The sequence below is a fragment of the Nitrosomonas sp. H1_AOB3 genome (assembly GCF_015709435.1).
Classification (GTDB): domain Bacteria; phylum Pseudomonadota; class Gammaproteobacteria; order Burkholderiales; family Nitrosomonadaceae; genus Nitrosomonas; species Nitrosomonas europaea.
This window is the reverse complement of record NZ_CP054389.1, coordinates 304,419-328,863: the sequence shown is the minus strand read 5'-3', so window position 1 is coordinate 328,863 and position 24,445 is coordinate 304,419. Positions and strand designations below refer to the sequence as shown.

The following is a 24,445-nucleotide window of genomic DNA, read 5'->3' as shown; positions in this document are numbered from 1 at the left end:
TGCCTGCGCGATTAATACGGTTTGACCACAACCAGTATGATGATTGCAAACAGTGCCAGCACCGGCAATTCGTTGAACCAGCGGTAGTACACATGGCCGTGCCGGTTGCGGTCGTTTCTGAAGTCGATCAACAACTTCCCGCAATAGAGGTGGTAGGCAACCAGTAACACGACCAGGGCCAGCTTGGTATGCAGCCACCCCCCGGAAAAACCGTAGCCCAGCCACAACCATGTACCAAAAATGATTGTCAGCAATCCGCCGGGAGTCATAATGCCGTAATAGAGCTTACGCTCCATCACCTTGAACCGGTCTATGCCTGCCTGGTCCGTACACATGGCATGATAGACAAACAGCCGGGGCAAATAAAACAACCCGGCAAACCAGGTCACCATGGAAATGATATGTAATGATTTTATCCAGAGCATAAGAAAAATTACGGTAAAAATTCAGTCAGGCTGATAAGCAACTGCTGTAGCACATTCTTGCGCACCAGCCTTACGCGTCAAAAAGCCCAACACAGGAATTTCAACGAGCCATGATCACCCGCTTCAGTCATTATAGTCTTCAGCAGGGATTTTTAAGCTGTTCCAGTGCCGGGATTTCAATTGTGCTGACCGTATCCGTTGTTTCTGCCGGAAACATTTATACAGAAAATCCAGATACGTATCTAGCCAAATTAAAAATACTGCAACCCGGTGATCACATGCTGCTTCTGCCGGGTGAATACAAAAGTGGCCTGCCCGTCCATTTCCTACGGGGTAAGGCAGAAGCCCGAATCGTTATTTCCGGGCCGGAAAATGGCCTACACGCCATATTTGTCGCCCGACCGGGATACAATACGATCAGCATCAACAATTCAAATTTTATTACTATCCGCAATCTGGAGATTGACGGACGCAATCAACCAGTGGATGGCGTCAAATGTGAAGGCCATGCAGACTGGGCGCACCATATCACACTTGAGAATCTGCTGATCCATGGACATGACCGGAATCAGCAGATCGTTGGTATCTCCACTAAATGTCCGGCCTGGAACTGGATCATTCGTAAAAATACAATCAGTGGAGCGGGAACCGGAATATATCTTGGCAATTCGGATGGACGGGCACCCTTTATTGCAGGACTAATTGAATACAATCTGGTAACCGCTACAACTGGCTACAATCTCCAGATTAAACATCAGCTGCCGCGCCCACCTCTATTGGGTATGCCTCGCACTCCTTCCGTTACCGTCATTCGGCATAACGTATTCAGCAAGGCAGAGGACAATAGCACAATCGGAGCTGCCCGCCCTAATGTACTCGTCGGGCACTGGCCTCTGTCCGGAACCGGACAGCATGATCAATACTTGATTTACGGAAATTTTTTTTACCAGAATTCGCACGAAGCGCTACTGCAGGGGGAAGGCAATCTCGCAGTTTATAACAACCTGTTTATCAATCGTTCCGGCGACGCAATACGCATTCAGCCGCATCGTGATATTCCACGAAAAGTAGATATATTTTTCAACACTATTCTTGCAGCAGATACAGGCATATATCATGCCGGATTTCACAAACCACAGCTGCCGGCACCCTGGATTTCCGGTAACGCTATTTTTGCAAAACATCCTTTGATTACACCTGCTAACAATAACGAAAATATACTAAACACTTACCAAGCAGCAGGGGATTATTTACAAGCCCCTTTTCAGACACTGGGGACGATCAATCTAGCACCTCGACCACAAAAACTGTTACCACCGAGAGTCAGCATAGTCCGCATGCAACACTATCCGGCATGGAATCTGGACTTTTCCGGTTACTCAAATATTCACCGCACTGGAGCTTATGCATGCAGTACCCAGCCGGAATGGCTGCCGAATCTAGAAATAAAACCTGAAAATCACCCAAACTTCTGCAATCCACAGAGTAAACAGCCATGATCATCAGAAATTTATCCTCCAATACAAAGATTCTGATTGTCCTTGTTCTGTTGATCACGTATGGGTCGCTCTATCCCGGTAATTTTTCGCACGTTGACCCGGATGCATTTGAACAGTTTTTTACCAATATGCTCTGGGTAACATCGACCGGTGATCTGCTGGGAAATATCGCACTATTTTTGCCACTGGGAATAAACGGTGGATGGGTCATTCATACTCGGTACAGAACGACTCATCTACTGTTATGGCTAGCCGCCGGTTTTGTCTTTGCACTGACTTTGCAAATCCTGCAAATATGGTTGCCTACCCGGTCTGCAGCCCTAGCTGACGTACTCTGGAATATGGTTGGACTGTTATCCGGAATAGGGACAGGTTTTCTGGTCAGGCAATCCCTTTCTTCCCGTTCCCTTGATAAATTGTCGCTTCTCCGAACTGGAACCATTATTCCTTTCGTGATACTGCTTTTATGGACAGGCAGCGAATTGTTACCGCTGGTTCCTTCTCTGGACTGGCAGAAATTCAAGGATGCGCTAAAGCCGCTGCAGGAAACCGATTTCAGTTTTTCCTATTTTGGGTTTCATGCAGCAGGTTTTATGGCTGCCGGCAGTATTCTTTCGCTGCAAATCCACAAGCCGACAGTCTGGCTGACTGGCACCCTGCTATTCGTACTTGCTGGAAAAATTGTCGTTATAGACCAGTTTCTCGATTTATCAACCTTAACAGGATTACTGGCAGGTTATCTGGCAACTATTTTGCTTCTGCAGACTAACCATCGTATCAGGGCAGCAGCTGCTTTCTGGCCATTACTGTTCGCCTGGTCCCTCTATGCCCTGACACCCTTTTCTTTTACGTCCGGGGGTACATTCAATCTCATTCCTTTTACCACCATGCTGGAAGGGTCAATGCTGGACAATACGACAGGGCTAGTACGATCGCTTTATATCTATTCAGCTCTATTGTGGCTTGGATCGCAAATTGGTGGAAATTTTCGCGGCATAGTTTTGGCACTGATCTTCTGGTCGATAGTCATCGAACTAATTCAAACGGGGTTATTAGGACGCAATGCTGACATTACCGAACCGCTCCTGATCGGGCTGATTGCATGGGGGTTATCCGAATCCAGGCAACTTGAATGCCATACTGCGATATCCCACCCTATCACCAGCCCCGTACCAGACAAGCCTACTCCATCCATATCTCATTCTTATCGGATTGGTTTCTCCGAAAATCAGCCTCTGTTCAGGGAGTGGATTCCCGTCATTCTTTTGTCGATGGGAACTGCAGCCCTGCTTTGGCTGATTCTGCGCTTACCCGGAATACCTTATAACCTCAAAGAGCTATTTCTGTTTGATGGCAACATATTATTCATATTCATTTTTGTTCTGGCATTACTATGGATCGGGGCAGGAGCCGCATGGATCAGTTCCAGGATACTTTCCAGCGCCAGGCCATTGATAAGCCTGCCAGGATGGGTATTTGCAGCCAGTCTTATCAGCTTGGGACTGCTCTCAATCAGCGTAACCCAGGAAAGTATTGCTGATATCGCCGGATCAAACAATCTTTACTGGTTTGTTGTTAACAAAGATATCTGGGGGGAAAGCTGGCGACATATTTTTGAATGGCTTGGACCGACATTGATTTCCATGCTGGAAAGACCGGTTCGCTATACAGCACTATATGCACCCCTTGTTATCTCTCTGGCGCTGATCATCAGTTTCTTTAGCCTGCGCAAACAACATGAACAAGTCTCAGGAAAAATGCTTACTCTGATTATCAGCGCACTACCTTGGCTCTGGTTGGCCAAAGCCATTGCTTTTAGCTGGTCCTCAACTGACAATCTGAATGAATTGATTGCTCGCAATGGTGCCTTGGGTATGGGAGGCGGCTTCTATCTTTACCTCCTGCTCTTTGCTCTCTGCGTGAATGCCATCATACTTACCAATATGTCCGCTCACATTACGGAATGGATCTTGGGGATAGCACTATCCCTCACAATGCTGCCACTAGGATGGTTGCTACTCTCCCTAGGGCTGGAGCCTGAAGTTCATAAATATGGACACACTTTTTCTGGAGCCCAGTTTCTACTTGGCCCTGATCGCAAACAAATTCTGCCTGAAACAGAATTATTCGCCCGCTGGTGCCTGGTACAAGCCGGCTTCATCACAATCATCAGCTCAGGCATACGCAGTTTTAGCAGAGTAACCCGGCAATACTTATAACCACTTTCTCCTAATAGCGATAAAGTGTTCCCCAACGAGAGATGTGTTGGTATAATTGCCGCCTTCGGGTCGTTAGCTCAGCCGGTAGAGCAGCGGACTTTTAATCCGTTGGTCGCGCGTTCGAATCGCGCACGGCCTACCAGATACAGGCACTTGATCAGTCTATGACCAAGTGCCTTTTTTATTGCTTAGATTTTTAAGGCGTTTGGATCAGATCCGGACCATACTTCACACTGGTTGTGACACGATCGAACCCGTCAGCAGAGAGAACCACTTTTCCTCCACTCATGTTTCTTGTTGATTTCATTATTCATATTGATAGCCATCTGCAGGAACTCGTCTCGGAATACGGTGTATGGGTGAATGGCATTCTTTTTCTGATCGTATTCTGCGAAACCGGGCTGGTCGTATTTCCTTTTCTGCCTGGAGATTCCTTGCTGTTTGCTGCAGGCTCACTGGCATCCTTGCAGGGATCGCAGCTCGACCCTCATTTCCTGTTCGTCGGACTGACGCTGGCAGGTATTCTGGGAGACAGCGTCAATTACTGGGTGGGTAAGAAATTCGGAATAACCATTTTTACTTCAGGAAAATTCCGTTTCCTGAAACAGGAACATCTGGATAAGACTCACGCTTTTTACCTCAAATATGGTGGCAAGACCATCATCATCGCTCGCTTCATCCCCATCATCCGTACTTTTGCCCCGTTTGTCGCAGGTATTGGGACGATGCCTTATCGCAAATTCATTGCCTATAATGTCATCGGCGCTGTTCTGTGGGTCGGCATATTCGTTTATGCCGGATTTTATTTCGGGCAACTGCCGCTGATACAAAAAAATTTCAAACTCGTCATTCTTGCAATCATCATTTTATCGATCACTCCTCCGCTCATCGAATATCTCAGACACCGTTTCGGGAAAAACAGGCCAGGCGTGAGTTGATCTGCTTTATTCGGACATATCAGATTGACAGAAATCTTACGCCACTACCCGCTGCCGATTAGGATTTCTCAGCAGGGAGGGCAAAATGATGAGTGTACAGATCAGGGTAAACGCCAGTCCGACCGTAAGCAGCGCCCCCATGCTGGCAGTACCTTTGTGCGATGAGAACATGAGGCTGGCAAAATCAACCAGAGCGGTCAGGGCACTGTAGAAAATAGCCCGTGCCGTGCTGGTATGGATCAGGATTTCATTCTCGACCCTGTTATCCATACTGCGGTGGACCATGTGCAAACTGCTGTCGATACCCAGGCCCAGCAAAAGCGGTAGCGCAATGATATTGGCAAAATTGAACGGTATATCCAGCAGAACAGTGAAAACCCCGGTGAATATGCTGGATAACAACAGCGGGATCAATACCAATACAGTATATTTTATGCTGCGCAGCATGATCAGCAGCGCAACCACCACCCCCACCAGCGCCAGTGAAAATGCCTGAACAAAAGCATCGATTACGGCATCGCCTGCTTCCAGGCTGATCACCGGCATTCCCGTCGCCTGGGGAGCCACCTGCTGTACCGATCTGACGAAATGGCGCAGTAATCCGTTATCACCGATATCTTCCGACGGATACACGGCAATACGATACTCTCCCGTATGGCTGTGCCAGCGGCCGGCGATCGATTCCGGCAATTCCTGTTCGCTGAAAGGCACCGCCTCGATCAGATTGTATAAACGCTGAAGTGCGACCGATAGCGTGGAAAGCAGATCTTCCTCTAATGAACGCAACAATTTCTGCCTTTCACCCGCATCTGCTTTATCCAATCGGTCGAGTAATGATCTGACTGAATCTCTGAGCCCCCGTGCAGAAGCCGATACGGCCGAATCAGGGTGCTGGACCAGGTATCGATCCAACGCCGTATTCAGAGTAGTAAGCGCCTGTATCTGTTGGGGTATGGTATGTTCATGTGTCGCTGATCTGGTAACGGATAACCCGGGGCCCATGATCAGCGACATTTCTTCGATGACTGCCAGTTTCGCTTCCTGCTCTGATGGCACGAGATCCAGAATCGAAACCACCTTGCTTACCTCGGGCAGCTTGATCAGATTGTTCTGCAGCTGCTGAATCTCCTTGCGATCCTCAGTCAGCACAACTGCATACCACGGTGAATGATCGGGTGATGCCAGCAACTCACGAAAAGTTTGCACGGCCTCTCCTTTTGGATCCTGCATATTGAGCAGATTGTAATCAAACCTGATCTGTGGCCACAGTACGATGGCAAGCAACAGTAACAAACCAACCGAGATATGCGTCAGTTTCCGCCACTTGAGTGAAAATTCGAGCGCCTTGCCCAACGTTTTTCTACCGTTGGGTTCAACGGCTGATCTCCCTGACAAATACCGCAATAGTGCAGGCCCGATGATGAAGGTGACGATCAGGCTAATCAGCATGCCTGTGCCGGAAATGATGCCCAGTTCTGCCACTCCGCTGTAACTGGTTGGTATGAATGCGTAGAAACCAAGCGCATTTGCAACGGTGCAGGCAGTCAGGGCAACACCGGCCTCACCCCCAGCCTTGTATATCGCGTCGTTCGCGGATAGCCCATTCTCCAGCATTTCCCGGAAGCGAAGCAGGAAATGGATGGCAAAGTCCGCACCCAGGCCGATATATAACACCGCAAAAGCGATGGATATCACGTTCAGCTGGCCAATTGCAACCGTTGCAAAAGCGGCTGTCAGAATCAGGCCCACTCCCAGGCAGATCAGCACGGCAAGAGTCATGCCCACCGTATGCATGGCTGAGTAAAGTACCGCACCCACCATGATGAATGTGACTACCCCGGCGACTTCCATACCATCCAGCGAGCTCTTGAGCTCGTCATCCGCCAGTGCTACGTCTCCGGTAATACGCAGTTGGATCGGACCATCATCTGTCAAACCGATCTGTTCTGCTGCCGTACGCACTGCCAGTATGGGTTGCTTACCCGGAAGCAACTCCGAATAATCCGGCCTGGGTTTGACGATGATTATTTCCTGATAGCTGGTTTTTGCAGGCTCACCACGAAACAATGTTTGCCACGACAACGGTCGTGATTTCCCGGCGAGCCGTGCATCCATCGTTTCACTCACACCGTTGAAAACCGGCCCCAGTTCCAGGTACTGGCCTTTATTCAATTCATCAACCGCCTGCGTGAGCAGTCCAATAAAGGAATACAGTGTCGGATCACGGCTGATCTGTGCAATCAGTGGCTGTGCCTCAGCCAGATGATCTGCAATGTGATTGAGCTGTGGAATATCCTCGTAGAGCAGTCCGTTACGCCCAAAAAAATCATCCGTACCGGGCGCATAAACATCAGAAAAGTTTTTACTGTCTTTTTTTAGGGATACCGCCAGACGGCTTGCAGTGGAATAAGCCTGTTCAGGAGTCGGTGCACTCAGCACCAGCAGCAGAATGCCTGAATCCTGCGGAAATGCTTTGTCGTACTTTACGCTGTTGATACGAAACGGCAAATGTTCGGAAAGCATATCCGTAGTATCGGTATTCATGCCCAAATTGCGTGCGGTATAAACCGCACTTGCCACGGTAAAAAGCAATGCAATCAGCAGAACCCAGGGAGCATAGCGGTAACTGAAGCTGGTACAAAACGCGAAAAGATTGTAAGTACAGTTATGTGAAAATTTCATTGTTCCCTGCTCTGGCTCCAGATCGTATATTGCATTTCAGATTTCTCATTACGGACAGTATTTTAGAGCAGTTGGGGTGAAAATACCGTCAGATCTCTGATGACTGCTGCACAGAACAAGTGCAGGCAATACAGATAGAGAATAGTTGGCGCGAGAATACTCGGAAAATGCAGAATGAATCAGGTGTTCAATCTCGCTATGCACTGACAGTGGCATCAGTGCAGGGAATCCGGAAAAAATCCAGAATTCCCCGCATTTTTAAAGGCTGATCAGCTCCGGAAAACTAACCGTGAATCTATCTTTTTCAACTGCTTTTTAAACTCCGATTCAGCCTTTGTTGCTGTTGACAAGCAGGTTGGGTGGAGGACCGATCGGCTCGAATGTTTTCAACAGCGGAATATCCTCTTTGCTTATCCAGCGGATATCGGTATCAAATGTGTTTTGAGGTCCCCAGCTGCCGGTAAATTTCTTGCCATCAGGCGTGAAAGTCCAGCACATTTCTTCACCTGGAGTATTGATGATGTCACCGAGGTTGATCGGTTTCTGCCATTCTCCCTTGGCATCCTGATGTGAAATCCACATATCATGCCCACCGCGAGAATCCGGATCCATCCGTGTACTGGTGATGACCATACTTTTGCCATCTTTTGACACTCCGGTCCAATGCATGTGGTCGCGTTGCGGAGAGTTGATTTTCGCTCCCAGGCTCACCGGTTTCTGCCATACCCCATCTTTTTTCTCGACTTTCCAGATATCACTCTCCTGAGTGACGCCTGGCTGACTGTAATTGAAATAAATCAGACTGTCAGAAACAATGATCGGACAATGCTCTTCGCCGGTCGGGGTATTGATACTGGGAAGTTCCGGCACGTCATTCCAGTTTTTGGCCGATTGCCATACACCATTCACTTTCTGTACGACATAAAGATCACCCGACAGCAGGTTACCCGGTTCATATCGCGTGAAATAGATAACATTGCCATCATCCGAGAAACTGGGTTCCAGCTCCCAGGCTGTTGTATTGATATTGGGTCCTACGGCCGGATCGATATCAGCACCGAGATGGACGGGTTCCTGCCACACCCCATCTACATTGTGCGCCATCCATATATCAAAATTGTAAGGGGTACCAGGTGATTCGACACTGCCCGCGCGGGTTGACACAAAAATAGCCGTTTTGCCATCTGCACTATAGGTGATTTCTATTTCCGAACCTGACGAGTTGATGGGTGCTCCCATATCTTTCGATGCAGCTGGCGGCTCAGTCGCTCTGCTGCCTTCAGTTCCGTGCATACCCGGCATGGCATAAGACAGATGACTTGCCAGCATTAAAACCGGTATTGTGGAACACAATTTCATAACAGAGCTGTCTTTCATTCTGTTTCTCCTCTTCTTCAGATAAAAGTAAACCAATCGTTCTCTTTTTTTAAGATTGAGAAGGTATACGATGAATTACTGGAATGTCAAGCCGGAGAAATAGAGCCACCTTCATTCTATTTCTCCTCCTGAGGTTTATGAGTTGAACTTACCAGCGTTAATCTGAGGTTCCTTAAGTGGATTCACGGTAAGTGTGTGGGCTTCCCTGCTACTTCATTTTCCGCTCAAGATGTTTTGCAGTAGTAAATCATTCAGTCGTTTGACGAAACCGGCCGGATCCTCAAGCTGCCCCCCTTCGGCCAGTAAAGCCTGATCAAACAGAATATGACTCCAGTCGGCAAACTTGGCTTCTTCATATTTTAACCGCTGAATCATCGGGTGATGTGGATTGATTTCCAGGAAAGGTTTGCTGTCCGGGACTTTCTGTCCGGCAGATTTCAACAAGCGTCCAAGATTGCCACTCACATCATGAGTATCAGCGACCAGACAGGCTGGTGATTCTGTCAAGCGGTAGGTGATGCGCACATCTTTTACCTGTTCGCCCAACACTTCCTTCATTTTGTTTGTCAATTCCTGAAAATCTCCAGCCTCTTTTTCATGCTCTTTCTTTTCTTCTTCATCTTCCAGTTTGCCCAGATCCAGATTACCCTTGGCAATGGATTGTAAAGACTTGCCCGTATATTCATTCAGATTGGCCACCAGCCATTCATCGATACGGTCACACAACAGCAGCACTTCAATTCCCTTCTTACGGAATATCTCCAGGTGCGGGCTGCTTTGGGCTGCCTTCAGGCCGTCAGCAGTAATGTAATAGATTTTTTCCTGTTCCGGCTTCATCCGGGCAATGTAATCATCCAGCGAAACGGTCTGTTCTTCACGTTCATCATGTGTCGAAGTAAATCTCAACAGCTTGGCGATACGCTCGCGGTTGCTATAGTCTTCTGCAATCCCCTCCTTCAGCACCTGGCCGAATTCGCGCCAGAAGGTTTTGAATTTTTCCTGATCTTCACTCTTGTCACTCATGGCAAGATCTTCGATCAATCCCAGCACCTTCTTGACTGAGCCTGCACGAATACTGTCGATATCTTTCGATTCCTGCAGGATCTCACGCGAGACATTCAGGGGCAGATCACTTGAATCGATGATACCGCGGACAAAACGCAAATATCCTGGCAACAGTTTTTCCGCATCATCCATGATGAATACCCGCCTGACGTAAAGTTTGAGGCCATGGCGATGTTCACGGTCAAACAAATCAAACGGGGCATGAGCCGGGATATACAACAACTGGATATATTCCTGCTTACCTTCGACTCGGGCATGCACATGAGCAAGTGGCGGTTCGAAATCATGAGCAACGTGCTTATAGAATTCGTCGTACTGCTCCTGCGTAATTTCATTCTTTGGCCGAGCCCAGATCGCGCTGGCCTGATTGATGGTTTCATCCTCGTCGCTCAGCCGGTACGATTTGCTCTCGTCATCCCACACTTCCTTTTTCATGACAATGGGAAGCGTGATGTGGTCAGAGTACTTACGGATGATGGAACGCAGCTGAAAACTGCTCAGCAGTTCATCTTCTCCTTCCCGCAGATGCAGAACGATTTCAGTACCTCGATCCGGCTTTTCCACAGTTTCCAGCGTGTACTCACCCTCGCCAGCGGATTCCCAGCGCACACCGTGTTCGACTGTCAATCCAGCGCGACGCGTAGTCAGGGTTACTTTATCCGCAACAATGAATGCCGAATAAAAACCCACACCAAACTGTCCGATCAGGTTGGCATCCTTGGCCTGATCACCCGTCAGTGAATCAAAAAATTCACGCGTACCGGATTTGGCAATAGTCCCGATATTATTGATCACTTCCTGCCTAGACATACCGATACCGTTATCGATAATCGTGATGGTGCGAGCCTCTTTATCGTAAGCAATGCGGATTTTAAGATCAGGGTCGGATTCGTACAGCGCCGCATCGGACAACCCCTCAAACCGCAGCTTGTCTGCTGCATCCGATGCATTCGAAATCAATTCCCGCAGGAATATTTCTTTATTACTGTACAGGGAATGGATCATCAGCTTCAAAAGCTGGTTGGCTTCAGCCTGAAAGTTCAAATGTTCGATGTTTTCCGCAGTTTGCATGCTTTCCTCCTTTAAAAATACGCTAACATTGTGCGGTCAGGTTTCCTGATTTCAAGCTGTTTCAACTTCGAAACCCTTATTCCGCAATTTTTCACTTTGTTAGATTTGTATGAAATTTTTATCTTTTATTTTTCTGGTGTCACTGTGTGCTGTTACTTCTCAAATCAACGCCCAGGTACCAGAACTGCCACTCGACAAAATCAAGTTACCGCCAGGTTTTTCCATCAGTGTCTGGGCGAATGTGCCGGATGCACGCACAATGACACTGGGTGACAAAGGAACGATATTCGTCGGTTCGAAATCAGCCGGTAACGTTTATGCCATCACGGAAAATGCAGGAAAACGCCAAATCCGGATCATTGCCAGCAAGCTTAAAATGCCAAACGGAGTCGCATTTCATGACGGCGCATTATATGTCTCCTCCGTCAACAGGATCCTGCGTTTCGATAATATCGAGAATACCCTCGACCAGCCTTTACCGCCGCGCATTATAACGGCTGATTATCCTAAGGAAACCTACCACGGCTGGCGCTTCATCGCGTTTGGCCCGGATGGCTGGCTGTATGTCCCGGTCGGTTCATCCTGCAATGTCTGCGAAACAGATCTGGAACATTATGCTCTGATATCACGTATCCGGCCGGATGGATCAAATTATGAAGTATTTGCAAAAGGTGTTCGCAATACGGAAGGATTCGACTGGCACCCTGTCACTAAAGCGTTATGGTTTACCGATATCAGCCGGGAGTGGATGGGAGACAATTTACCACCCGATGAGCTGAATCACGCATCCAACCAGGGCTTGGATTTCGGTTTTCCGTATTGTCATGGCAAGGAAGTTTCTGACCCCAAACTCGGGGCAAAGCGTGATTGTAATAAATTCATTCCTCCTGCCGTTGAGCTCGACCCGCACGTTGCTCCCATGGGAATGCGGTTTTACACCGGCACTATGTTCCCCGCTGAATACCATAACGGAATCTTCATCGCAGAACATGGCTCATGGAACCGCAGCACGAAAATTGGCTATCGCCTCGAGTGGGTACAACTCGAGGCAAATGAGGTCGCCAGAAAAGAAATTTTTGCTGAAGGCTGGCTGCAGGAAAACGAAGCCTGGGGCAGGCCTGTCGATGTTCTGGTAATGCCGGATGGAGCGTTGCTGGTCTCGGACGATATGGCAGGTGTGGTTTACCGTATCAGCTACGATCAACCATAAAAGCCGTTTTCACCTGCCAGTTAAAACCTGGAATCGAATCACATGGAATGCTGAATGGCGGACAAACTCAGTCCCATAAGCATTTGAGGGAACATGCCCAGCAGTATTATGGCTAGGCCATTTATGCTAACGAGTACTTTGACATCCGGCTTGAACATAATCGGCTGGGTCTGTTCCGGCGCATCGAAATACATAAATTTAATGATGCGCAGGTAGTAAAACGCACCTATCAGGGAAAGCATGACTGCAACCACCACCAGCCAGATGTATCCCGCCTCCAGGACAGCCTGTAGCACGGAAAGTTTTGCATAAAATCCGATCATGGGCGGAATACCGGCCATCGAAAACATTACCAGCAGCATCATAAAAGCGAGCCATGGATTACGCTGGTTAAGTCCTTTGAGATCACTGATCTTATCCGCTTCAAATCCCTCTCGCGAAACCAGCATGATGATACCAAAAGCACCTAACGTCATCAGCACGTAAGCGATTACATAAAACATGGATGAGCTGTAGCCATTTTCTCCTGCCGCAATGAAACCGAGCAGAACGAAACCCATATGTGAAATAGTGGAATATGCCAGCATCCGTTTGATATTCTGCTGTGCGATCGCCGCGATATTCCCCACAGCCATGGAAGCAACTGCCAGTAATACCAACATTCCCTGCCAGTCAGTCACGAGATCACCCAGACCTCCCACCAGCAATCTCATGACAAAACCAAATGCTGCAAATTTGGGTGCTGATCCGATGAATAAAGTAACTGCTGTAGGCGCACCTTCATAGATATCCGGTGCCCACATGTGAAACGGTACCGCGCTCAGTTTGAAGCCGATACCTGCAACGACAAAAACCAGCCCGATGATAAAAATTTCATGATCTGCCTGACCGGAATGAATGACTTTTGCCAACTCCGGCAAATGCAACGTACCGGTCGCACCATATAACATGGACATGCCATACAGCAGAAAACCGGAGGCCAATGCACCCAGAACAAAGAATTTAATGGCAGCCTCGGTTGCAATGGCTGATTCACGCTGTAATGCCACCATGGCATACAGTGAAAGAGACAGAAGCTCAAGCCCCAGATAGAGTGTTATCAGGTGATTTGCCGAAACCATGACCATCATGCCCAGCGTTGCAAACAGTGCAAGACTGAAAAATTCGCCTTTTAACAATCCTCTGGTACTAATGTAGGATCGGGAATAGATCAGTACCGCTGCAACCGTCACATAAATTAACAGCTTCAGAATATCTGACATCGCATCGCCGACGAACATGCCGGTAAATGTGTATCGAACTTCTGTGGAATAGATACCACAGGTAACCAGTGCACATCCTGCAAGTGTCAGCAAAGATAAATAAAATGCCAGATAGCGATTTCTCTCACCGACAAATAAATCGGCAAGCATCACCACACAAACCATGAGCAGCAGGAAAATTTCAGGGTAGGCTGGTGTAAAGTCAGGTAACAGAAAATCCATGAAAAATCCTTAATTTCCGGTCAGGAAAAAAACCTTCATCATCCAAAAAATATTGTTTAAGTGCCTCAAAGCTTGGTACGTGCGACATGTTCAAGCAGATTATCAACCGTGACATGCATGACCTCAGTCAGCGGTAACGGATAGATACCAAGCCCCAGCACCATTACCGCCAAAATAGCCAGGATCAGAAACTCACGTGAGGAAATATCCTGCATTCCTCCTACGTTACTGTTGGTGACTTCACCAAATATGACCTTTTTGTACATCCACAAGGTATAGGATGCACCGAGTATTAAAGTGAGTGCCGCGAAGAAGCCATACCAGAAATTGACTTCGATGGATCCCATGATGACCATGAATTCACCAACGAAACCGCTGGTGCCCGGCAGCCCGGCATTGGCCATTGCAAACAACATGAACAATGCTGCAAACACCGGCATTCTGTTTACCACACCACCATAATCGGCAATCTGGCGAGAGTGCAGGCGGTCATACAGGACACCTACACACAGAAACATTGCACCTGAGATGAATCCGTGAGAAATCATCTGTACCATGGCTCCCTCGATTCCGTATGCATTGAACAGGAAGAAGCCCAACGTCACGAACCCCATGTGAGAAACCGATGAATAAGCAATCAGTTTTTTCATATCCTGTTGCATCAACGCAACGATACCGATATACACAACCGCAATCAGGGATAAAACAATCAGGATTCCCGACAGCTCATGACTTGCATCCGGAGCGACAGGCAAAGAAAACCTGAGGAATCCATATCCACCCAGTTTCAGCAGGATAGCGGCCAGTACGACAGATCCGCCGGTAGGCGCTTCAACGTGTGCATCAGGTAACCAGGTATGTACCGGCCACATCGGTACCTTGACTGCAAATGCGAGCATGAACGCGATGAATATCAGAATCTGTGCTGTCATCGGCAAAGGCAGATGATGGTAGTCCAGAATCGAGAAGCTGCCTCCTGAGGTCTGATACAGATAAATCAGGGCAACGAGCATCAACAGTGAGCCAAGCAAGGTATAAAGAAAAAACTTTATGGCGGCATAGATCCGGTTAGGTCCTCCCCATACACCAATGATAATGAACATCGGTATGAGTGAAGTTTCCCAGAAGGAATAAAACAACACGGCATCCAGAGAGGAAAATACACCATTGACGACACCGGACATGATCAGAAATGCTCCCATATACTGAGAAACACGCTCCCGAATCACTTCCCACCCGGCAATCACGACAATTGGGGTTATAAAGCAATTCAGAATGATCAATGGCATCGATATCCCGTCTACTCCCAAAGAGTAGAAGACGTTGAGCCGCTCAAACCAGATGAGATGTTCCGTAAACTGCATGGCACTGGTTGATGGATCAAATCCACTGTACAGAGGAAGAGCCACCAGAAACCCGGCCACAGCTCCAACAAGGGAAAACCAGCGTACAGCCCGTACGTTCCGGTCACCCATCACCAATACGATCAGACCAAAAATAATTGGCAGCCAGATAATCAGACTTAACAGCGGAAATCCAAACAACATGATCTTTTCGTCTCAAATTGCATATCAATGCGTGTTATTTATCCCAGAGAGTCAGCAATAGTAAAAACTACTTCTTCCCTGAATCCTAGAAATGAAACAGCCACAGACTCATCAACACAAAAACACCCACAATCATGCTGAATGCGTAATGGTAGATATATCCTGACTGGAATCGACGGATTACCGTAGAAAACCATGCAACAGCCTTTGCAGAACCATTCACCATCAAACCGTCAATAACTTTGATATCCCCGTATTTCCAGAGCACGTTACTCAGAGAGCGCAAGCCACCTGCAAATAACCATGAATAAAATTCATCGATGTAGTATTTGCGATCCAGAAGAGTATAAACAGGACCGGCAATTTTCCGAATTTTCCCCGGCAGCTCAACCTTGTACTGATACAGGAACCAGGCAGTAAAAATACCGGCCATTGCCAGCCAGAAAGGCAGTGTCATCAATGAATGAATCATCATTCCCACTATGCCTGTGTAGTGTTCTTTCATGAGCGCCACCACATCATGCTGTTCCTGTATTTCAATAACCCCGGCAAAATAATCTCCAAAAAGCAGCGTACCAATCAACCAGCCTGACGCGACGGTTGGAACGGCCAGCACAACCAATGGGACGGTTACTACCCAAGGCGATTCATGTAAATGCTCCCGCGTATGCTTATCCATTCGTGGCTCACCATAGAAAGTCATGAACATCAGCCTGAAGGTATACAGTGCGGTAATAAAAACTGTTGCCAATACACAGAAATAGGCAAAGCCTGACCCGGGAAGCTGGGAGAAATGCACCGCTTCAATAATCGCATCTTTGGAAAAGAAGCCCGAAAATCCAGGGACTCCGGCACTGGCCAAAGCAGCGATGAACATGGTTGCAAAAGTAATTGGCATATACCTTCTAAGCCCTCCCATCTTGCGCATATCCTGCTCATGGTGCATCGCAATGATGACCGAACCGGCTCCAAGGAAGAGTAAGGCCTTAAAAAAGGCATGCGTCATCAAATGAAAAATAGCTGCTGAGTAGGCCGATGCGCCTAGTGCAACCGTCATATAACCAAGCTGCGACAGAGTAGAAAAAGCGACAACCCGTTTGATATCATTCTGAACTACTGCAACCAGTGCCATAAACAGTGTCGTAATGCCCCCTATTACCAGAACAGTCGACAGTGCAGCTTCAGAATACTCAAACAGTGGCGACATACGGGCCACCATAAATATACCGGCTGTCACCATAGTGGCAGCATGAATCAAAGCAGATATCGGGGTGGGCCCTTCCATTGAATCCGGCAGCCAGACATGCAAGGGAAACTGGGCAGATTTACCCATCGCCCCAACAAATAACAGCAGGCAGATGACAGTCATCAGCATCCAGGATTGACCAGGCCATATTTCGACCGAACGGGATGCCATATGCTCTGCATGAGCAAACACAAGTTCGTAATCCAACGTACCGAAATACATCAATACCAGGCCAATACCAAGCAAAAAACCAAAATCTCCAACTCTATTGACAAGAAAAGCTTTCAGATTTGCATAGATTGCCGTTGGACGTGTGTACCAGAATCCGATCAAGAGATAAGAAACCAATCCAACGGCTTCCCAACCGAAAAACAACTGCAGGAAGTTATTGGACATCACCAGCATCAGCATCGAAAATGTGAACAGCGAAATGTAGCTGAAAAAGCGCTGATACCCGGGATCTCCGTGCATATACCCGATCGTGTATATATGCACCATGAGTGACACACTGGTTACCACAACCATCATCGTGGCAGACAATGTATCTATCAGAAAGCCGATTTCAAATATCGTTTCACCAGATGTCAACCAGGTGTAGACACTACCGTTATAAGTATTCCCCTGTAATACATCGACAAAAATGATGATGGAGGAAACGAGTGACAGCGCTACTAAAATGATTGTTGCGCGGTGACTCCATATCAAACCAACCCGTCGCCCGAAAAGGCCAGCAATAATGGCTCCCACCAAAGGGGCCATTGGAACCAGTAAATAAAGATTTTCCATTTAAGCCATCAATTACCAGAATTGGTTTAACAAATTGCTTTTGATCTCGAAGACACAGGGATACTCAGCCTTTCAATTCATCCAGATCATCCACGTTAATGGTGCGCAGATTTCTGAATAGCGCAACTAAAATTGCCAGTCCGATGGCTGCTTCAGCTGCAGCGACAGTCAGAATAAAAAACACGAAGATCTGCCCCGCCGTATCCTGTAGAAAATGTGAAAAAGCGACAAAATTCATATTGACGGCCAATAGCATCAATTCAATCGACATCAGCAGGATAATGACATTTTTCCGATTGAGAAAAATACCGACGACCCCAATGGCAAACAGGAGAGCACCCAGCACAAGATAATGTGATAGTGAGACCAAGATGATTACCTTTTAGATGAAGAAAATAGGAAACAGATGGAGTCCTGAGCAAAAATTATTCTTTTCTTTCTGCTGGTATGGATATAACTTTTAACCGCTTTTCACGACTAGCAGCTACTTGTTTTGAAACATTCGAAGATTTTTTATCGGTTCGGTAACGCAACGTTATAGCAATGGCAGCAACCATCGCTACCAGAAGAATGACGGCTGACAGTTCAAAAGCGTATACGTAGTCGGTATAAAGCAATTGTCCCAACTCTTTCGTATTACTGTAGTCCACTGATTTGGAAACTGGAATTTGTATATTTTCAGGTCCGAATTGTTTACTCATCAGTACCATACCTATCTCACCCGTCATAATCAGAGCCAGTATGGCGCCAAACGGGAACCACTTCCAGAATCCTTCCCGCATACGATCCAGGTTGATATCCAGCATCATTACCACGAACAGGAACAACACCATGACTGCACCGACATATACCAGAATCAGAACGATGGCCAGGAACTCTGCTTCAAGCAGCAACCATAATCCGGAAGATGTCACAAAAGCGAGTACCAGTAATAGCGCCGAGTGAACAGGATTGCGCAGTGTAATCACTCCCAGTGCAGCAATGACTACTACACTTGCCAGGCTATAAAAAACGAAATCCTGTAAATTCATAAATTTATATCTGTTTGTTAGCGATAAGGAGCGTCTGCTGCCCTGTCTCTGGCTATCTGTTCTTCATAGCGGTCACCCACTGCCAGCAGCATCTCTTTCGTATAGGTCAGATCCCCGCGAACTTCACCATGGTATTCCAGAACACGAGTCTCAACAATCGCATCAACCGGACAAGCTTCCTCACAGAAACCGCAAAAAATACATTTAATCATGTCGATATCGTAACGAGTGGTCCGGCGCGTACTATCGTCACGCTGTTCTGATTCGATAGTAATCGCCATGGCCGGACATACAGCCTCACACAGCTTGCATGCAATACAGCGCTCTTCCCCGTTAGGGTAACGGCGTAATGCATGCAACCCCCGGAAACGGGGTGATTGGGGCGTCTTCTCTTCCGGATAATGCACAGTGATTTTGGGCGCAAACAAATAACGTCCAGTCACTTTCATCCCTTTCAGCATTTCAACCAGCAGAAAGGATTTAAAAAACTGCTTGATACGTTCCATTTCGCTATTACTCTCAGTTAAACCAGAGATTCAACGGGAAACTTTGCCGAACAACCTCTGGTAATTGCATCACCATACCCAGCACCACAATCCAGACAAGTGTGAGCGGGATAAATACCTTCCAGCCCAGTCGCATAATCTGGTCATAACGATAACGCGGGAAGGTAGCACGGAACCAGAGGAAAAAGAACAGCATGAAGGCTATTTTCAGAAGCAGCCAGACCATGCCGGGAATCAGATTAAAAGGGGCGATATCCACAGGGGGCAGCCAGCCACCCAGGAACATGATGCTGGCCAGAGTCGCAACTAGAATCATGTTGGCATACTCGGCAAGGAAAAATACCGTAAAGGCCATTCCTGAATAGTCTACATGGAAACCTGCAACGATCTCCGATTCCCCCTCCGCCACGTCAAAAGGCGCTCTGTTCGTTTCAGCCACACCCGATATGAAATAGATCAAAAACATCGGGAATAACGGGATCAGGTACCAGTTCAGAAAACTGCCACCCTGCTGCCCTGCCACAATATCTCCCAGATTGAGACTTGAAGACATCATCAATACACAGACCAGCGCAAATCCCATCGCCAGCTCATATGAAACGACTTGTGCAGCAGAGCGCATGGCTCCCAGGAAAGCATATTTTGAATTTGATGCCCAGCCGGCAATAATGACACCGTAAACTCCCAGTGATGTCATGGCCAGAATATAAAGCAGGCCTGCATTGATATCCGCCAGCACCAGCTCCGGCGAAAAGGGAACAACGGCCCAAGCAGCCAATGCGGGCCCTATGGCAAGAACCGGTGCAAGCAGAAACAGGAATTTATTGGCGCCTGTCGGAATAATGATCTCTTTCATGATTGCCTTGACAGCATCAGCTATGGGTTGCCCCCAGCCACGCAACCAAGGTATATTAAAGAAGGTCACTCTGTTTGGCCCCACCCTGACTTGCATATAGGCGATAATTTTTCTTTCTGCAAAAGTAAGATAAGCAACTGCCAGAAGTAACGGAATGACAATCGCCAGGATCAGCAGCAGATTCTTTATCAGCAGAAAGAGAGGTCCCCCCCATTCACTGCCAAACAATTGCTCAAATAATGGTTGCAAGCTATCCATTGATTAAATCCCGATCCAGATTTTTATGATTTTTCCAGCTTGATTTCATCGAACATCCCGCCTAATCCGGATGTCTGCAAGTGAGCACATGCCAGTCGGACACAGTTATCAGGCAGGTTGGTATCAGCGAAAATTTCCAGCTGAATTGTCTCACCCTGCTGTTTTATCTTGACTGTCTCACCAGCCTGTATTCCAGATTTATCAAGTAGGTCAGGTGAAGCAAATGCAACAGGTGATACGGCATCATGTGTTTTCTGTAATGAGCTCGCACGCCTTACGATTGGATCAGCCTGATAAATTGGTACCTCACCAATCCTTTCAATGCCACTATTTTTTTGATGATTTTCTGAAATTGAAAACGCTTCCAAAGCGTTATTCAAGCCACGTACAAATTCTTCTTCTGCAGACACTATTTCTGCACGAACCTGTTCTGATGAATCGTAATCGAATCCTTCCAATTGCAACAGATTTCCCAATACCCGCAAAATTTTCCAGGCGGGACGTGCTTCACCGAGAGGAGGTACTACACCACTGAAACTTTGTATCCTTCCTTCAGTATTAACAAAAGTGCCGGATGTTTCAGTAAAAGGAGCAACAGGCAAAATAACATCGGCATAATCAGGAATGTTACCTTTGTAACTGCTCAATGAAACTACAAATTCAGCTTTATTCATTACCTGAAGCGCCCGCCCCGTATCATAACAATCCAGTTCCGGCTCCAGGTTCAACAGTACGTAAGCACTACAGGCTGGTTCACCATCAGGTGAACCTAACCCCAGCATTTGTCCCGCATTCAAACCAACCTTCTCTGATACAGTTTTATTTACAGAATGAGTCCCGGTGCTCCATGGTAACGCACCCGCAGAATAGGCTCCCACACTATTTGCAGCTTCACCCAGCAAACCAAACTGTGCTTCGGTTATTTTCGAAACAGCCAGTGCCGCACAGTGTAGATCAGCAAAATGAGGGTGATGCTGAGCAAAATTACCCAGAAAAACAGCAGCTGGAGCGTGGTTGATGAGACTATTCGCAATTCCCCGTGCAACTTCAGAAACTTCAACTGCATTTGCTACAGATTTAATATGCCCGGGCACGGGAATATTCTTGATTTCTGCTGCTGCTTTCAGTACCTGTAATACCATGTCAAGCATAGCTGAAGGAGCAACAATCGCGCGATAGGCAATCTTGGTCAACTGATCGTCACCTGATGGATTGATCAGACTTAACTGCCCCCCCTCTTTTACTGCCTGACGCATCCGCTGGGCAAGCAGCGGATGGTCTTTACGCAGTGTACTGCCAACGACCAGCACAGCTTTTAACTGTGAAACCTCGGCAATTTGCATTCCCAGCCATGGTGCTCCACGCAATACGGCATCGGTACGAAAATCAGATTGACGTACCCGATGATCGATATTGTGACTGCCCAGTCCACGCATCAGCTTTTGCAGTAAGTAGAGCTCCTCCAACGTGCTATGAGCAGATCCCAATGCACCTATACTCTGCGGCCCCTGATTTTTAACGACATTGCTGATGCCCTCAACAGCATAGGCCAAAGCCTCCTGCCAGCCACATACCTGCCACTGTCCGGATTTTCTGATCATTGGTACCGTCAAACGATCCTCCGAATTCAGTCCTTCATAAGAGAACCGGTCCTTATCTGACAACCAGCATTCATTGACGGCTTCATTCTCACGCGGTAATACGCGCATGACCCGATTTTTTTTCACTTGCACGACCAGATTACTACCCAGCCCGCAATGCGGACTGATCGATTTTCTGCGTGATAACTCCCAGGTTCTTGCTGAATAGCGGAAAGGTTTACTGACCAGAGCACCGACCGGACATAAATCGATTACATTACCAGAAAGTTCAGAATCAACCGCTCTGCCGACGAATGTCAGAATCTCGGAATGTTCTCCCCGGCCAGCCATTCCAAGCTCCATGATTCCGGCGATCTCCTGGCCAAAACGAACACACCTCGTGCAGTGGATACAGCGGGTCATATCCGTTGCTATGAGCGGACCAAGATTCTTGTTGGTCACAGCCCGTTTGGGTTCCTGATAACGGGAACCGCTTGAACCATAGCCGACAGCGAGATCCTGTAGCTGGCACTCCCCTCCCTGGTCACAAATCGGACAATCCAGTGGATGATTGATCAGCAGAAATTCCATCACTCCTTTTTGTGCAGTCACCGCCTGCTGAGAATGTGTCGATACTTTCATTCCTTCGGCTACCGGTGTCGCACACGCAGGTAACGGTTTGGGTGCCTTTTCGACCTCTACCAGGCACATCCGGCAATTAGCCGCTATTGACAGCTTTTTGTGATAACAAAAATGCGGAATATAGATCCCGATCTGCCTGGCAGCATCCATTACGGTACTACCCTGCGCAACCGTTACCTGTTTGCCATCAATTTCAATATTAATCATCAGCAATAAATCCCGGAATCAGTGGGAATCAGATAAATATGACATAAAAAACCGCAGCCTACCTAGACCATGCACTTTTTATGTTCGATATGGAAAACAAATTCATCCCGGAAATGCTGCAGCATTGCTCTTACCGGCATTGCGGCAGCATCACCCAGCGCACAGATCGTTCTACCCTGGATGTTATCCGCTAGATTATCAAGCAAATCCAGATCTTCAACCCGCCCCTTTCCGTGCTCGATCCGGTTGATGATCCGGTAAAGCCAGCCTGTTCCTTCCCGGCACGGAGTACACTGGCCGCAGGATTCCTCATAGTAAAAATAAGAAAGCCGCTCCAGCGCACGCACCATACAGGTCGTGTCATCCATGATGATCACCGCGCCCGAGCCCAGCATGGAGCCTGCTTTTGCTATTGAATCATAGTCCATGTCAGTTTCCATCATGATGTCACCAGGCAGAACCGGCATTGACGATCCACCCGGAATACATCCCTTCAGCTTTCTGCCACCACGCATCCCGCCAGCAAGTTCCAACAGCTTTGCAAAGGGTGTTCCCATGGGTACCTCATAGTTACCCGGCTTATTGACATGTCCGGAAACTGAAAATATTTTAGTACCACCGTTGTTTGGTTTACCGAGCTGCAGATAACGCTCCCCTCCGTTACGGATGATCCAGGGAACAGAAGCAAATGTTTCTGTATTGTTGATTGTCGTAGGTTTACCGTACAAACCAAAATTGGCAGGAAATGGCGGCTTAAAGCGTGGCTGACCCTTTTTTCCTTCTATGGATTCCAGGAGGGCGGTCTCTTCTCCACAAATATAGGCACCGTATCCATGATGGTTATAAAGTCGGAAACTAAAGCCGGAACCCAGGATGTTATCCCCCAGGAAACCTGCGACATTCGCCTCCTCGACAGCCTCCTCCATTCGCTCGTAAACATCCCATATTTCCCCGTGTACATAGTTGTAGCCGGTACGGATACCCATCGCATAGGCGGCAATCAACATACCCTCGATCAGGATATGGGGATTGTAACGCATGATATCACGGTCCTTGAATGTACCCGGCTCACCCTCATCAGAATTACAGACGAGATACTTCTCACCCGTATACTGTTTCGGCATGAAACTCCATTTCAGTCCCGTCGGGAAGCCCGCGCCACCGCGGCCGCGCAGTGCAGATTTCTTGACTTCATCAATTACTGCCTCGGGAGAAATTTTCTGTGAAAGAATTTTTTTCAACGCGGCATAACCGTCACGCTTAAGATAATTCTTTAGCCGCCAATTATCCGAATCCGCAGTATCCACACCTGCCATGATGACTTGAGTAGGCTGGGTCATCTGTTTAATTCCTCAAGCAGTTTATCTATCTGGTCTTCAGTCATGAAACTGCACATACGCTTGTTATTGACCAGAAGCACCGGCGCATCCCCGCAGGAACCCATACATTCACCTTCTTTGAGAGTGAATAACCCGTCTGTCGTGGTTTCATTGAAACCAATACCCAGTTTCTGTTTAAGATAATCTGCCGTCTGGTTTCCACCTGACAATGCACAAGGCAGATTGGTACAAACCGTAAGCTTGTACTTTCCGACCGGCTTCAGGTTATACATATTGTAGAAAGTCGCAACTTCATAGACAGCAATTGCAGGCATCTCAAGATAATCTGCAATAAAATCCATCGTTTCAGTTGCCAGCCAACCTTTTTCATCCTGTGCGATCGCCAGTGCAGACATCACGGCCGATTGTTTCCGGTCAGCAGGATATTTAGCGACTTCCCGATCAATTTTTCTCAGAGCTTCAGTGCTTAACATCGA

General features: G+C 47.6%; 18 protein-coding genes and 1 tRNA gene. 5 read left to right on the top strand and 14 right to left on the bottom strand.

Translation table 11 applies throughout. The features are described from left to right. Positions 1–11: 11 nt before the first annotated feature. Positions 12–425, bottom strand: coding sequence for a protoporphyrinogen oxidase HemJ (gene hemJ, locus HRU73_RS01605; protein WP_011112308.1), 414 nt, complete (start codon positions 423–425; stop codon positions 12–14). A gap of 278 nt (positions 426–703) precedes the next feature. Here hemJ and HRU73_RS01600 point away from each other — a divergent pair, with 278 nt between their 5' ends. The 4 genes from HRU73_RS01600 to HRU73_RS01585 all read left to right on the top strand — a co-directional run bounded on the left by HRU73_RS01600 (position 704) and on the right by HRU73_RS01585 (position 5,081). Then, positions 704–1,924, top strand: coding sequence for a right-handed parallel beta-helix repeat-containing protein (locus HRU73_RS01600; RefSeq protein WP_287399173.1), 1,221 nt, complete (start codon positions 704–706; stop codon positions 1,922–1,924). Further along, a complete protein-coding gene (locus tag HRU73_RS01595) occupies positions 1,921–4,143 on the top strand; it encodes a VanZ family protein (RefSeq protein WP_287399171.1) in 2,223 nt (740 codons plus the stop codon). Before HRU73_RS01600 ends, HRU73_RS01595 begins: the two co-directional genes overlap by 4 nt. Positions 4,144–4,209: 66 nt before the next feature. Next, positions 4,210–4,285, top strand: a tRNA-Lys gene (locus HRU73_RS01590). 145 nt (positions 4,286–4,430) lie between these two features. Further along, positions 4,431–5,081 carry a DedA family protein gene (locus HRU73_RS01585; RefSeq protein ID WP_011112310.1) on the top strand — a complete coding sequence of 217 codons (651 nt, stop codon included), beginning with the start codon at positions 4,431–4,433 and terminating at the stop codon, positions 5,079–5,081. Between the two features lie 36 nt (positions 5,082–5,117). On the opposite strand, the gene HRU73_RS01580 is transcribed toward HRU73_RS01585, so the two are convergent. From HRU73_RS01580 to htpG, 3 genes are all read right to left on the bottom strand, one after another. Further along, complete coding sequence (locus tag HRU73_RS01580; RefSeq protein WP_287399170.1) at positions 5,118–7,763, bottom strand: MMPL family transporter; 2,646 nt, start codon at positions 7,761–7,763, stop codon at positions 5,118–5,120. A gap of 327 nt (positions 7,764–8,090) precedes the next feature. Continuing rightward, positions 8,091–9,140 (bottom strand): hypothetical protein, encoded by a 1,050-nt coding sequence (locus HRU73_RS01575; protein ID WP_287399169.1) that lies wholly within the window; start codon positions 9,138–9,140, stop codon positions 8,091–8,093. 213 nt (positions 9,141–9,353) lie between these two features. After that, positions 9,354–11,276, bottom strand: coding sequence for a molecular chaperone HtpG (gene htpG / locus HRU73_RS01570; RefSeq protein ID WP_287399168.1), 1,923 nt, complete (start codon positions 11,274–11,276; stop codon positions 9,354–9,356). A 109-nt stretch (positions 11,277–11,385) separates the two neighbouring features. Between htpG and HRU73_RS01565 the strand changes: the two genes are divergently transcribed. Then, positions 11,386–12,486 carry a PQQ-dependent sugar dehydrogenase gene (locus HRU73_RS01565; RefSeq protein ID WP_287399166.1) on the top strand — a complete coding sequence of 367 codons (1,101 nt, stop codon included), beginning with the start codon at positions 11,386–11,388 and terminating at the stop codon, positions 12,484–12,486. 38 nt (positions 12,487–12,524) lie between these two features. On the opposite strand, the gene nuoN is transcribed toward HRU73_RS01565, so the two are convergent. The 10 genes from nuoN to nuoE form a co-directional block, all read right to left on the bottom strand. Then, the gene (nuoN, locus tag HRU73_RS01560; RefSeq protein WP_287399165.1) at positions 12,525–13,970 is read right to left on the bottom strand and encodes an NADH-quinone oxidoreductase subunit NuoN; all 1,446 of its coding nucleotides are present in this window, start codon (positions 13,968–13,970) and stop codon (positions 12,525–12,527) included. Positions 13,971–14,035: 65 nt separating this feature from the next. Beyond that, a complete protein-coding gene (locus tag HRU73_RS01555) occupies positions 14,036–15,517 on the bottom strand; it encodes an NADH-quinone oxidoreductase subunit M (protein WP_287399164.1) in 1,482 nt (493 codons plus the stop codon). A gap of 85 nt (positions 15,518–15,602) precedes the next feature. After that, the gene (gene nuoL / locus HRU73_RS01550; protein WP_287399163.1) at positions 15,603–17,549 is read right to left on the bottom strand and encodes an NADH-quinone oxidoreductase subunit L; all 1,947 of its coding nucleotides are present in this window, start codon (positions 17,547–17,549) and stop codon (positions 15,603–15,605) included. 64 nt (positions 17,550–17,613) lie between these two features. After that, positions 17,614–17,919, bottom strand: a complete 306-nt coding sequence (gene nuoK / locus HRU73_RS01545; protein WP_011112318.1) for an NADH-quinone oxidoreductase subunit NuoK — start codon at positions 17,917–17,919, stop codon at positions 17,614–17,616. A gap of 55 nt (positions 17,920–17,974) precedes the next feature. After that, positions 17,975–18,580, bottom strand: coding sequence for an NADH-quinone oxidoreductase subunit J (locus HRU73_RS01540; protein ID WP_276817712.1), 606 nt, complete (start codon positions 18,578–18,580; stop codon positions 17,975–17,977). A 17-nt stretch (positions 18,581–18,597) separates the two neighbouring features. After that, positions 18,598–19,086 carry an NADH-quinone oxidoreductase subunit NuoI gene (gene nuoI / locus HRU73_RS01535; protein WP_011112320.1) on the bottom strand — a complete coding sequence of 163 codons (489 nt, stop codon included), beginning with the start codon at positions 19,084–19,086 and terminating at the stop codon, positions 18,598–18,600. 13 nt (positions 19,087–19,099) lie between these two features. Next, entirely contained in the window at positions 19,100–20,200 is a 1,101-nt protein-coding gene (nuoH, locus tag HRU73_RS01530; protein WP_287399161.1) for an NADH-quinone oxidoreductase subunit NuoH, read from the bottom strand. A gap of 23 nt (positions 20,201–20,223) precedes the next feature. Beyond that, a complete protein-coding gene (gene nuoG / locus HRU73_RS01525) occupies positions 20,224–22,629 on the bottom strand; it encodes an NADH-quinone oxidoreductase subunit NuoG (RefSeq protein WP_287399159.1) in 2,406 nt (801 codons plus the stop codon). A gap of 62 nt (positions 22,630–22,691) precedes the next feature. Beyond that, positions 22,692–23,969 (bottom strand): NADH-quinone oxidoreductase subunit NuoF, encoded by a 1,278-nt coding sequence (nuoF, locus tag HRU73_RS01520; protein WP_011112323.1) that lies wholly within the window; start codon positions 23,967–23,969, stop codon positions 22,692–22,694. Beyond that, on the bottom strand, positions 23,966–24,442 hold the full coding sequence (nuoE, locus tag HRU73_RS01515; RefSeq protein ID WP_041357229.1) for an NADH-quinone oxidoreductase subunit NuoE: 477 nt from the start codon (positions 24,440–24,442) through the stop codon (positions 23,966–23,968). The genes nuoF and nuoE overlap by 4 nt, the downstream gene beginning before the upstream one ends. Between the last annotated feature and the right edge of the window lie 3 nt (positions 24,443–24,445).